The following is an 11,945-nucleotide window of genomic DNA, read 5'->3' as shown; positions in this document are numbered from 1 at the left end:
CCCACCGGGCCTGGGGCCAAACCCGCCCGCGCGCGGGCCCCCCCCCCCCCCCCCCGCCGCGGGCGCCCCCCGGGGGGCGCGGGCCGATGCCGCGGCAGTTCCGGCTCCAGGCGCCGCACCGGCAGCGCCGACGGCCGCACCGGCGGAAACGGCAGTGCCGGTCGGCCAGAAGGCAATCTTCTATGAGGAGCGCACCAGCACCGCCCAAGGCTCGGCCGAGCCCGGCAGCATCGTCTGGTCGCTGGTGCAGGAGTCGCCCGGCGGCAACCTGCCGCCCGAGCCGGCGATCCGCGCCGAGGCGACCATTCCCGGCAAGAATGTGCAATTGCGCATGACCATCCGCCGCAACACCGACCAGACGCTGCCGGCGAGCCACATCATCGAGATGATCTTCCTGACACCCGAGGGTTTCGACGGCGGCGGGGTCGACAACATCCTGCGCGTCGCCATGAAGAGTTCCGAACAGGATGCGGGCAGCCCGCTGATCGGCATTCCGGCCAAGATCGCCGACGGCTTCTTCCTCGTCGCGCTCAACGACACCAAGGCCGATGAGGACGCCAATCTGACCTTGCTCAGGGGGCAGGACTGGATCGACGTGCCGGTCGTCTACAAGACGGGCCGGCGGGCGTTGCTGACCATGGAAAAGGGCATCCCCGGCGAGAAGGTGTTCGACGAGGCGCTGAAGGCCTGGCAAACCAAGACGGCGGGCTGAGGCCGGTCGTCAGTTCGAAGCTCCCAACAGTTCAGAAGCCCTGGAACAGCATGTCGAGCGCAGCGACGATGTCGTCGTGGTGCCTCGTCAGATTCAGTCGGCTTTCGCCCAGTTCAGCCGCTGCGACCGTGGCGATCAGATGGGTGGCCATGACCAATTTCCGCCCATTGATCTCGAATATGGGATGGAGCTTTCGCATCGGCGATGGCGCCATCGCGGCCGGCAGAAGCGGGACGACCACCCGGGTCTTGAAGTGGTCGAGCAGATCGGCCTGAACGTCAAGGAGATAGCCGCCTTCGATACTACTTGCGAAGACGTCGTAGCGCGCCATCAGAACTGCCGATGTTCTGCCAGCGGAATGCCGTGTTTTTCGATATATTCGTTCCACGCATCTATCGTCGCGCGGTTCTCAAGCTTCCACAGCCGCGTCTTTTCGGCCGCCACTGCCTCTGCAATGCCGGCTTCCGCGGCGCGCGAGACGTTCACGTCGAGCCCCTTGGCTTCCTTCATGAGCTTTGAGTCGATCGACAGATTTGCCGGCTGGCGAACCGCATTCACAGCTATCTTGCGCATGATGACCTCCGCAACATGCGCATAACGTATGCGCATTCCGGTACGGTCGCAACGAGAAGGTGCTTGAATTCGCGACTTAGCCCTCCATCTCCTCGCGCAGCATCTCTAGTTCCAGCCATTCCTCCTCGAGCGCAGCCAGCGTGGCGCGCTCCTTGTCGAGCGCGGCGATGGTCTTCTGGAACGAGGCCGGGTCGCGCTCGTAATAGGCGGGATCGGCGATGTTGTTTTCCAGCCGCGAGATCGAGGCCGTCACCGCTTCGATCTTCCTGGGCAGGGATTCCAGCGCGAATTTCTGCTTGAACGACAGTTTTTTGGCCGGCCCCTTGGGCTGAGCCGCCTCAGCCTTTCCCGTCGCCGCCACGTCGCCGTTTTCTGACCTTGTCCGCGCCTTGCGGTCGTCGAGCCTGGTGCCGCCGCGTTGCGCCAGCATGTCGGAATAGCCGCCAGCATATTCGATCCATCGGCCGCCGCCGTCGGGCGCGATGATGCTGGTCACGGTGCGGTCGAGGAAATCGCGGTCGTGGCTGACCAGGATCACCGTCCCGGCAAAACCGGCGACCAGTTCCTGAAGCAGCTCCAGTGTCTCCATGTCGAGATCGTTGGTCGGCTCGTCGAGCACCAGGAGGTTCGCCGGCCGCGCCAGCACGCGGGCGAGCAGCAGCCGCGCCCGCTCGCCGCCGGAAAGTTCGCGCACCGGCGTGCGCGCCTGCTCCGGCTTGAACAGGAAATCCTTCATGTAGGAGACGACGTGGCGCTGCTCGCCATTGATGACGAGGTTCTCGCCGCGCCCGTCGGTCAGGTAGTTGGCCAGCGTCTCCTGCGGATCGACGGCCTCACGCTTCTGGTCGAGCGTGGCGATCTCGAGATTGGTGCCGAGCCGCACCGTTCCGGCATCCGGCTGCAATTCGCCGGTCAGCATCTTCAAAAGCGTCGTCTTGCCGGCGCCGTTCGGGCCGACCAGGCCGACGCGGTCGCCGCGCTGGATGCGGGTCGAGAACCCCTTGACCACCGTAAGATCGCCAAAACTCTTTTCGATGTTTTTCGCCTCGATGACCAGCTTGCCGGATTCCGCCGCGTCGCTGGCCACCATGGTGGCCGCGCCTTCGGCGCCGCGATGGCCGCGAAAGCGCTGGCGCATGGTCTGCAATTCGCCGAGCCGACGCATGTTGCGCTTGCGCCGCGCCGTCACGCCATAGCGCAGCCAATGCTCCTCGCGCACGATCTGCCGGCCGAGCTTGTGCTGCTCGCGTTCTTCCTCCTCCAGCACCTGGTCGCGCCATTCCTCGAAATGGCCGAAGCCCTTGTCGAGCCTGCGGGTCTGGCCGCGGTCAAGCCAGACGGTGGCGCGCGACACGCGCTCGAGGAAGCGGCGATCGTGCGAGATGACGACCAGCGCCGAAGAGGTACGGCTGAGCTCCTCCTCCAGCCATTCGATGACCTGGAGGTCAAGATGATTGGTCGGCTCGTCGAGGAGAAGAATGTCGGGCTCCGGCGCCATGACGCGGGCGAGCGCTGCGCGCCGCGCTTCGCCGCCGGAAAGGTCGTTTGGCCGCTCCTCACCAGAGAGGCCGAGATGCTCCATCAGATAGGTGGCGCGGTAGGGATCGTCGGCCGGACCGAGCCCCGCCTCGACATAGGCGCGGACATTGGCGAAACCATCCATGTCGGGCATTTGCGGCAGATAGCGCACCGTGGCCGAAGGCTGGCGGAACACCTCGCCATCCTGCGGCTCGATCAGCCCAGCGGCAATTTTCAGCAGCGTCGACTTGCCCGAGCCATTGCGGCCGACCAGGGCGATCTTGTCGCCTGCCGCAGCCGTCAGCTCAGCCCCGTCGAGCAGCGGCGTGCCGCCAAAGGTCAGTCTTATCCCGTCGAGATTGAGAAGCGGCGGCGCCATAAATCAACTTTCGGGAAGCGGATAGGGATGGGCGAGCAGCAGTGCACGGCCATGGCCGAGCGCGATCTCGAGCCGGCCCTTGACCGCGTTGGATATGGTCAGCGACGAGCCAAAGGCGACATCGACATGGTTCAGCAGCCATTGGGCGCCGGTTACGGTCAGGCCGGAAAGGTCGGAGAAGCCGAGGATCGAGAACAGCGTGCCGCCGGCATAGTCGAAGCCGGCCTTGCCCGGCAACAGAGGAACCCCTTCCTGGGCGCCGCTGGTCAACAATACCTTCGTCCCTTCCTCAGCCAGCCGAACGCCGAGCGCCAGATGCAGGAAGGCGTGGTCGGCGCGCTTGCCGCCGAACGCGCCTGCTAGCACGAGGCTGGTCGCGCCGCGTTGGAGGGCGGCGGCGATGGCGAGTTCGCCGTCAGTCATGTCCTTCTCGGCCGGAAACACCTTTCGTGGCACGGAAGCCAGATCGTCCGGCAAATCGACCGGCACGGAATCGAAATCGCCGACCCAGAGCTCCGGGACGAGGCCCAGCATCCGGGCATGGCCGATGCCGGCATCGGCGGCGATGACGCGGGTACCTTCGACCTGCCGGTCGAGCAGCGGCGTGCGGATGAGATCGCCGCCAAGCAGGATGGTGAATGTGCTCATATCGCGTGGCCCTTACCAGCCCTGCTCCGGAAACGGAAGGCGAAACGCAAGACCATGCCCTGGCCGCCGGCAAACTTCCGCTTGCGCGGCACTTCGGCCGGGCTTATGTGTCGAAACGCTCTAACGGGGTGCCGGACGCGATCTTCGCGTACCGGCTGAGAGGCAAGCCTGCCAACCCGCTGAACCTGATCCGGTTTGTACCGGCGGAGGGATTAGACGTTTCGGACAGCCCGACGCCTCAATTCCTTTCAACGCGAACGAAGGAGGCGCCGATGCGCACGCTTTTATACTCCCTTATCTCGGCAATTGTGCTCGCTGGCTCCGTGCCGGCATCCGCCCAGGACAAACTCACCGTCTATACCTATGAGAGCTTCACCGCAGAATGGGGTCCAGGCCCCGTAGTGAAGAAGGCGTTCGAGGCCGAATGCGGCTGCACTGTCGATTTCGTCTCGGTCGCCGACGGCGTGGCGCTGCTCAACCGCGTCAAGCTGGAAGGCGCCGCCACCAAGGCCGACGTCGTGCTCGGCCTCGACACCAATCTGACCGCGGAGGCCAAGGCGACCGGGTTGTTTGCGCCGCACGGCGGGGTCTCGGATGTCAACGTGCCTGGCGGCTGGAGCGACGACATTTTCGTGCCGTTCGACTATGGTTATTTCGCTGTCGTCTACGACACCGAGAAGCTGAAGAGCCCACCAAAGAGCCTCAGGGAATTGGTCGAGGGCGATGCCGCCGACAAGATCGTCATCCAGGATCCGCGCACTTCGACGCCAGGCCTCGGCCTGCTTCTGTGGGTGAAGTCGGTCTATGGCGACAAGGCGCCGGAGGCCTGGGCCAAGCTCAGGGCAAAGGTTTTGACCGTTACACCGGGCTGGAGCGAGGCCTACGGCCTGTTCACCAAGGGCGAGGCGCCGATGGTGCTGTCCTACACCACTTCGCCGGCTTACCACATGGTTGCCGAAAACACTGAACGCTACCAGGCGGCCTCCTTCGAGGAGGGCGAGTATCTGCAGATCGAGGTCGCTGGCGTCACCACTTCAGGCGCAAAGAACCCCCTGGCGCAAAAATTCCTGACCTTCATGACCGGGCCGAAATTCCAGGACGTCATTCCCGAGACCAACTGGATGTTCCCGGCCGGCAAGACCGACAAGCTGCTTAATCCGGCCTTCGACAAGCTGGTCAAGCCGACCAAGACCTTGCTGTTCAGCCCTGACGAGGTCGCGGCCAATCGCAAGGCCTGGGTCGACGAATGGCTGGCGGTAATGAGCAAATAGCGCCGCGATGCCGGTGCGTTCGACCGATCCCCGCGTCACCGCCGGCGTCATCGCGCTGGCGGCGATAGCGTTGTTGATCGGCGGGGCGTTTGCCGGACTTGTCGTGGAGGGCGCACGCGACCCGTCAGGCGCGGCGTCGGCATTCGATCCCTATCTCCTGCGCGTTGTCCGTTTCACCCTATGGCAGGCACTTCTGTCGACGCTGCTTTCCGTGGTGCCGGCGTTGTTTGTGGCTCGCGCCCTGTCGCGGCACCCGCGCTTTTTCGGTCGCGGCTTCATCCTGCAGCTTTTTGCCGTGCCGCTGGCGCTGCCGGCCATCGTCGCGGCGCTCGGCATTCTGGCCCTCTACGGCCGGGCCGGTTATTTCGCCGGCATTCTCAGCCAGGTCGGCGGCCAAAGCTGGCCCGGCATCTACGGCCTGTCCGGCATTCTCGTCGCCCATGTCTTCTTCAATCTGCCGCTCAGCGTGCGGCTGTTCCTCGAAGCGCTGGGAACGGTGCCGGCCGACCAGTGGCGGCTGGCGAGCCAGCTCGGCATGGGCGCCAGACCGGCCTTCCGGCTGATCGAATGGCCGGTGCTGCGGGCGGCATTGCCTGGCGTCGCCGGGCTCGTCTTCATGCTCTGTATCACCTCTTTCACCATCGTGCTGACGCTGGGCGGCGGGCCGGCCGCGACGACGCTGGAGGTCGCCATCTACCAGGCTTTGCGCTTCGATTTCGATCCCGCCCGCGCGGTGACGCTGACACTGCTGCAGATTGGTCTGACTTTCATGGTCGTGCTGGCATTGATGCGGCTTGGCGCCAATACGGTCGGCGACGCCAATTTGCCGGTAGCGCCGCGCCGGTATGTCTCGGCAGGCGCCGCCGAGACATCGCTGAACGCTTTGGCGATCATTGCCGCGCTGCTGTTCGTCGCCGGGCCGATGGCTGCCACGGTGGCTGCAGGCCTTGGCGCCGATCTCGGCCGACTGGCGGGCGAGAACGCGGTGCGGCAGGCGACACTGACCAGCGCCGTGCTCGCCTTGCTGGCGGCGTTGCTTTCGGTGGCGCTGTCGCTGTCGCTCATCATGGCGCGGCGGGCGCTGGCCTTGAGCCGCGGCATTGGCGCCAGGACGCTGCTCGAACACGCCACCGATACCGGTGCCGGCTTCGTGCTCGTCGTGCCGCCCATCGTCATCGGCGCCGGTTGGTTCCTGTTGCTGCGCACGGTCAGCGATGTCTTCGCCATCGCTCCGGTCATGGTCGTCGCGGTCAACGCGGTGATGGCAATGCCATTTGCCATCCGTGCGGTCCGCCCCGCCTACGATGCGGCGAGCGAACGCCATGAACGGCTCTGCGCACAACTCGGCATTTCCGGCTGGAACCGGCTCCGGCTGGTCGACTGGCCGTCGCTCAGACGGCCGCTCGCCACCGGCTTTGCCTTCGCCATGGCGCTGTCGCTCGGCGATCTCGGCGTCATTGCGCTGTTCGGTAGCGATTCGGTGCAGACACTGCCCTATCTCTTGCTGGCGCGCATGGGCAGCTATCGCACGGCGGATGCCGCCGGGCTGGCGCTGCTGCTTGGCGCGGTTTGTCTCGCGCTGGTCCTTGCCGCCGACTGGCTGGGGCGGGGAGAAAGAGCATGACGTCTGCCAGGAAAGCCGGGGCGGAAAAAGGCGCTGCGGTGCGGCTGGAACAAGTCTCGTTCAGCTATGGCGAAACGTCGTTTCTCTTCGATGTCGAGTTCGCAGCGTCGAAGATAACCGCCGTCATGGGGCCGAGCGGCTCGGGAAAATCGACGCTGCTCAATCTGGTGGCCGGTTTCGAGACACCGCGATCGGGACGCGTGCTGATCGGCGGCGCCGATCTCGGCACCGAACCGCCTTCGGCACGGCCGGTGTCGATGGTGTTCCAGGAAAACAATCTGTTTGCCCATCTTTCCGTCGAACGCAATGTCGGGCTCGGCCGCTCGCCTTCGCTCAGGCTGAGCGAAGCCGATCATGCCGCCGTCGCCGAGGCGCTCAAGCGCGTCGGCCTCGCCGGCAAGGAACAGCGACTGCCGCGCGAGCTTTCCGGCGGCGAGCGGCAGCGCGTGGCGCTCGCCCGCGTCCTGGTGCGGGACCGGCCGGTGCTCCTGCTCGACGAGCCGTTCGCCTCGCTTGGGCCGGCCCTGCGCGACGATATGCTCGATCTGGTGGCCAGTGTTCATGGGGAGCGGGGCATGACGGTGCTGTTCGTCACGCACCAGCCGGAAGATGCGCGCCGCATCGGCCAGAACATGGTGTTCCTGGACAATGGCACGGTTGCCGCGACGGGTGTCGCCGCCGATTTCTTCGACCGCTCTGGACCAGAAGCTTTCCGGCGCTATCTCGGTGCAGGTCCGTTTGGCGAAGGATCACGAGATGTTGCCCGGAAGCGGACATAATTTATGGCCAAACCAGCTTCAGGCGACGCGGCGTTTGCTTGCCACGGTCTGAGTAGTGTGGCTAGGTCGGCCGATACCGGTCCGGCATAAGTTGTGATTTGCAGCTACGGCGCCACGCGCCCTGTTCGAGGCGCAAGGGATGCGGTAGCAGTTTGATTTTGTGCATGTCTTTTCGAAAGTCGGCATCGATTTTCGGAGTCGTGCGTTGAGACCCGAAAGGAAGCTGTTCTGCCGATTGGCGCCGACAGAGTGACGATGAATCCGCTGGCGCGCTTTCTTGCGCTGGCCGGCTTTGCCGTGGCGCTGGCAAGCTGCCAGATGTTCACGCCTCCCGACGTCCAGGAATCCGGCTTCCAGCCTTCCGACAAGCCGATCACGGTCGACAACGTCGCCGCCAACAGCAAGCTCGCCGAAATGGCGAAGGCGCAGCATCCGCGCATCCTGGCCACTTATGGCGGCGAATATTCCGATCCCAGACTGGAGCGCATGGTCGCCAAGGTCGTGGGCCGCCTGACCGTTGTGTCGGCCAACCCGACCCAGACCTATCGTATCACCATCCTCAATTCGCCCAACGTCAACGCCTTCGCCTTGCCGGGCGGCTATCTCTACATCACCCGCGGGCTGCTGGCGCTCGCCAACGATTCGGCCGAGCTTGCCGCGGTCATCGCGCATGAGATGGGCCATGTCACCGCGAACCATGGCCTGCAGCGCCAGCAATTGGAGGCCGAGGAGGGGTTGGCGACCAAGGTGGTCTCCGACGTGCTCGGCGATAGTCCGACAGCCAAGGCGGCGCTGATCCGCGGCAAGCTCAGGCTGGCGCAATTCTCGCGCAACCAGGAGCTCGAGGCCGACGCCATCGGCATCAAGTCGATCGGCGAGGCGGGCTTCGATCCCTATGCCGCCGGCCGCTTCCTGCAGTCGATGTCGGCCTATACCGATTTCCGCTCGATCAGCGGCGCCACCGACGCCAGTCTCGACTTCCTGGCGACGCATCCCAACACGCCGCAGCGCATCGATCTGGCGCAGCGCCATGCCCGCCAGTTCGGCGCACCCGGCGTCGGCTCGCGCGACCGCGATTCCTTCCTCGCTGGCATAGACGGCCTGCTCTATGGCGACACGCCGGAGGAAGGCTATGTGCGTGGCGAAACCTTCCTCCACCCGGGCCTCGGCGTGTCGTTCTCGGTGCCGGACGGCTTCGTCATCGATAATTCGGCGGCAGCGGTGACGGCGACCGGGCCGGGCGACATGGCGATCCGCTTCGACGGCGTGTCGATCGACAAGTCCCGCTCGCTGACCGACTACATCCGCAGCGGCTGGGTGGCCGGTCTCGACGACAGCAGCGTGAGAGAGGAAACGATCAACGGCAATGAGGCGGCGACCGCACATGCCGGCGCCGAAGGCTGGCAGTTCGACATCGCGGTGATCCGCGCCGGCGGCCAGGTCTACCGGCTGTTGACGGCAGCCCCATCCGCCAGCACCACACTTGATGGAGTGGCGCGTTCGGTCAGCGGCTCTTTCCGCATCCTGAGCACGGCCGAGAAGGCAGCGCTGAAGCCGTTGCATATCCGCGTCGTCACGGTCCAGCCGGGCCAGAACATGGGTTCGCTCGCCGCGCAGATGGTCGGCGTCGACCGCAAGCTCGACCTGTTCCGGGTGATTAATGCGCTATCGCCAGGCGCTGCCGTTTCGGCCGGCGACAAGGTCAAGATCGTTACTGACAAATAGGGCTGGCGAATAGGCGCGGCCACGGTGGTCGCTCGGGCAGATCTAGATCCGAGCCACATTACGAAGCCATTTATTTTCTCGCGGGCCAGTCCTCCAGAAGGGTAATCCCGAACCTCGGCGCGGCGGCCTTGAGCCGCTCGATATCGGCAGGTGTCGGCGGCCCGACCATTTCTCCCTCCCGGAGTTCACGACCGCTTTCGGCGAGAAACTCCTCGAACACACCTGGCGTGCCTATCAGAATGTAGCGAACGGGCTGAATGCCGGGGTTCATGAGCTGGTGCGGGATGCCACGCTGTAAAAAGATGCTCTCGCCCGGCGAGAGTGTCCGGACCTCGCCATCCATAATCGCGGTCAACTGTCCTTCGACGACATAGACGGTCTCGTCGTCATTCGCATGAACATGGATCGGCGTTTTCGTTTGCCCGCCGCTTCTGTTTTCGAACAGACAAAATGAACCTCCCGTCTGTTCGCCGGAAACCAGTCGCTTCATGACGACGCCCGCGAGCACAAATTCCTTTTGTTCAAAATCGGTCATTCAATCCTGCCAGGCCAGAACACAGGCACAGGGGCTTGCGCCGCCGCTCATCCCGCTGGCCGGACGGTCGAAACCTACGCTGCCATGAACTCCGGGTTCTGCTCGACCAGCGCTACTCTGAGTTTTTCCATGGCGCGGGCCTCGATCTGGCGGACGCGCTCCTTGGAGATGCCGAGCGCCTCGCCGAGCGATTCGAGCGTGGCGCCCTCGTCGCTCAGCCGACGCTCCTCGATGATCCTGAGCTCGCGGGCATTGAGCGCGCCGAGCGCCGTCTTCAACCATACTGAGCGGCGTTCGACGTCGATCGTCTCGCCGACGACCTCATCGGGCAACGGATCGTCGGAAACCAGGAACTCCATCCGCTCGGTGGCGCCGGCGTCGTCGGCGAGCGGCTGGTTCAGCGAGGAGTCCGGCGCCGAAAGGCGGGAATCCATCATCGCCACGTCGGCCTCGGAGACGCCAAGCGCCACCGAAACCTCGCGGTAGAGCGAGGCGTTGGAGAGCGGCTCGGCGCCATTCGCCAGGCGGGCGCGCAGGCGCCGCAAATTGAAAAACAGCGCCTTTTGCGCCGAGCTGGTGCCACCGCGCACGATCGACCAGTTGCGCAGGATGTAATCCTGCATCGAGGCGCGAATCCACCATGTCGCATAGGTCGAAAAGCGCACCTCACGCTCAGGCTCGAAACGGGCCGCGGCTTCGAGCAGGCCGACATGGCCTTCCTGGATCAGATCGCCGAGCGGCAGGCCGTAGTGGCGGAATTTCGAGGCCATGGAAATGACCAGCCGCATATGCGCCATGGTGATGCAATGCAGCGCATGCTGATCTTTGTCTTCCTTCCAGCGCAAGGCAAGGACGTGCTCTTCCTCGCGCTCGAGATAGGGGGCTCGCATCGCCGCCCGGACCATGGTTCGTCCTGCCGTGTCTTCGATCATGCCGGCTCCTGTTCGGCTTGCGGACGGACTGGCGGCCGCGATCTTGCCGGGCGCGGTTGAAATGTCGAGATTGCGCCCTAGAACAGACAAAACTCGCCATGCCGGGGAATGTTCCGACAGGCGCCATACGGGTTGCGTTGCGGGAGTTGCGTCGCGGAAAGGCATAGTGGCGGCCTATATTGGCGTGGTCGCGGCAGTTGGTATGGCTTTTTGAGAATGAGATTTCTGAAACCGGCTATCTTTGAAATCAAATTCCTTATTTTGCTTGTCTGCATCTGCCATTTTCCGGTTCTTCATAAAGCGCCGAACGCCGGCGAGGACGGGATCACAGAAAAATGAAATGGCTTACATCGCTCATCATCGCGGGAACGCTGCAGGTTCTGGCCGTCACATCGGGCCATGCCGGCGCCAATCTCGATCAGATCAAGCAGGCCGGCATCATCAAGGTCGGCACGGAAGGCACCTATGCGCCCTTCACCTATCATGACGCTTCCGGCGCGCTCGTCGGCTTCGACGTCGAGATCGCCAGGGCGATCGCCGATAAGCTTGGTGTGAAGGTCGAGTTCCTCGAAGGCAAATGGGACGGGCTGATCGCCGGCCTCGACGCCAATCGCTACGACGCCGTCATCAACGAGGTCGGCATCACCGAAGCGCGCAAGGCCAAATATGACTTCTCCAATCCCTACATCGCCTCCAAGGCAGTGCTGATCGTGCGCGGCGACAACACCGACATCAAGAGCTTCGCCGATCTCAAGGGCAAGAAGTCGGCACAGTCGCTGACCTCGAATTTCGGCAAGCTTGCCGAAACCAACGGCGCCGAACTCGTTGGCACCGACGGCTTCGACCAGTCGATCCAGCTCTTGCTTACCGGCCGCGCCGACGCCACCATCAATGACAGCCTGTCCTTTCTCGACTTCAAGAAGCACAAGCCCGACGCCAATGTGAAGATCGCCGCGCAGGAAGAAAACGCCGACTATTCCGGCGTTATCGTGCGCAAGGGCGATCCGGAGCTGGTCGCCGCCATCAACAAGGCGCTGGCCGACATCAAGGCCGATGGCGCCTACCGGAAGATCGCCGACACCTATTTTGGTCAGGACGTTTCGAAGTAACGCAATCACTGGGCGGGCGGATCGCCGGCCAGCCCGAACTGTTTCGCGGGGGGGGCGGGGGGGGGGTGGGGGGGGGGGGGGAGGGAGGGGAGGGGGGGGGGTTAATAAAAAAAAATGTTATGGTGGTATTTAAGAAGCCG

Annotated in this window: 11 protein-coding genes, 1 pseudogene and 1 riboswitch; of the genes and pseudogenes, 6 read left to right on the top strand and 6 right to left on the bottom strand. The window is 64.2% G+C overall.

The window, feature by feature from the left end; translation table 11 throughout:
* Nucleotides 1–712, top strand: a pseudogene (locus AC0L2H_RS26980) (hypothetical protein); the annotation flags it as partial.
* Between the two features lie 31 nt (nucleotides 713–743).
* Here AC0L2H_RS26980 and AC0L2H_RS26975 read toward each other — a convergent pair.
* The 4 genes from AC0L2H_RS26975 to AC0L2H_RS26960 form a co-directional block, all read right to left on the bottom strand.
* The gene (locus AC0L2H_RS26975; RefSeq protein ID WP_473593083.1) at nucleotides 744–1,043 is read right to left on the bottom strand and encodes a CcdB family protein; all 300 of its coding nucleotides are present in this window, start codon (nucleotides 1,041–1,043) and stop codon (nucleotides 744–746) included.
* Entirely contained in the window at nucleotides 1,043–1,285 is a 243-nt protein-coding gene (locus AC0L2H_RS26970; RefSeq protein ID WP_097573514.1) for a type II toxin-antitoxin system CcdA family antitoxin, read from the bottom strand. The genes AC0L2H_RS26975 and AC0L2H_RS26970 overlap by 1 nt, the downstream gene beginning before the upstream one ends.
* A gap of 76 nt (nucleotides 1,286–1,361) precedes the next feature.
* Nucleotides 1,362–3,182 (bottom strand): ABC-F family ATP-binding cassette domain-containing protein, encoded by a 1,821-nt coding sequence (locus AC0L2H_RS26965; protein WP_473593082.1) that lies wholly within the window; start codon nucleotides 3,180–3,182, stop codon nucleotides 1,362–1,364.
* 3 nt (nucleotides 3,183–3,185) lie between these two features.
* On the bottom strand, nucleotides 3,186–3,830 hold the full coding sequence (locus tag AC0L2H_RS26960) for a thiamine diphosphokinase (RefSeq protein ID WP_473593081.1): 645 nt from the start codon (nucleotides 3,828–3,830) through the stop codon (nucleotides 3,186–3,188).
* 114 nt (nucleotides 3,831–3,944) lie between these two features.
* A riboswitch (TPP riboswitch) is annotated at nucleotides 3,945–4,059 on the top strand.
* A 43-nt stretch (nucleotides 4,060–4,102) separates the two neighbouring features.
* Here AC0L2H_RS26960 and thiB point away from each other — a divergent pair.
* From thiB to AC0L2H_RS26940, 4 genes are all read left to right on the top strand, one after another.
* A complete protein-coding gene (gene thiB / locus AC0L2H_RS26955) occupies nucleotides 4,103–5,101 on the top strand; it encodes a thiamine ABC transporter substrate binding subunit (protein ID WP_473593080.1) in 999 nt (332 codons plus the stop codon).
* Between the two features lie 7 nt (nucleotides 5,102–5,108).
* The gene (gene thiP / locus AC0L2H_RS26950; protein ID WP_473593079.1) at nucleotides 5,109–6,725 is read left to right on the top strand and encodes a thiamine/thiamine pyrophosphate ABC transporter permease; all 1,617 of its coding nucleotides are present in this window, start codon (nucleotides 5,109–5,111) and stop codon (nucleotides 6,723–6,725) included.
* Nucleotides 6,722–7,504 (top strand): thiamine ABC transporter ATP-binding protein, encoded by a 783-nt coding sequence (gene thiQ, locus AC0L2H_RS26945; protein WP_473593078.1) that lies wholly within the window; start codon nucleotides 6,722–6,724, stop codon nucleotides 7,502–7,504. The genes thiP and thiQ overlap by 4 nt, the downstream gene beginning before the upstream one ends.
* 255 nt (nucleotides 7,505–7,759) lie before the next feature.
* A complete protein-coding gene (locus AC0L2H_RS26940) occupies nucleotides 7,760–9,229 on the top strand; it encodes a M48 family metalloprotease (protein ID WP_473593170.1) in 1,470 nt (489 codons plus the stop codon).
* Between the two features lie 70 nt (nucleotides 9,230–9,299).
* On the opposite strand, the gene AC0L2H_RS26935 is transcribed toward AC0L2H_RS26940, so the two are convergent.
* Together AC0L2H_RS26935 and AC0L2H_RS26930 are read right to left on the bottom strand one after the other, a co-directional pair.
* Nucleotides 9,300–9,764, bottom strand: coding sequence for a cupin domain-containing protein (locus AC0L2H_RS26935; RefSeq protein WP_473593077.1), 465 nt, complete (start codon nucleotides 9,762–9,764; stop codon nucleotides 9,300–9,302).
* A 74-nt stretch (nucleotides 9,765–9,838) separates the two neighbouring features.
* Entirely contained in the window at nucleotides 9,839–10,696 is an 858-nt protein-coding gene (locus tag AC0L2H_RS26930; RefSeq protein WP_473593076.1) for an RNA polymerase factor sigma-32, read from the bottom strand.
* Between the two features lie 335 nt (nucleotides 10,697–11,031).
* On the opposite strand from AC0L2H_RS26930, the gene AC0L2H_RS26925 reads away from it, so the two are divergent.
* On the top strand, nucleotides 11,032–11,805 hold the full coding sequence (locus AC0L2H_RS26925; protein ID WP_473593075.1) for an amino acid ABC transporter substrate-binding protein: 774 nt from the start codon (nucleotides 11,032–11,034) through the stop codon (nucleotides 11,803–11,805).
* Nucleotides 11,806–11,945 lie beyond the last annotated feature (140 nt).

It is taken from the genome of Mesorhizobium sp. WSM4871, assembly GCF_055811295.1.
Note: the sequence above shows the minus strand (reverse complement) of the source record. Positions and strands in the feature narration are given on the sequence as shown.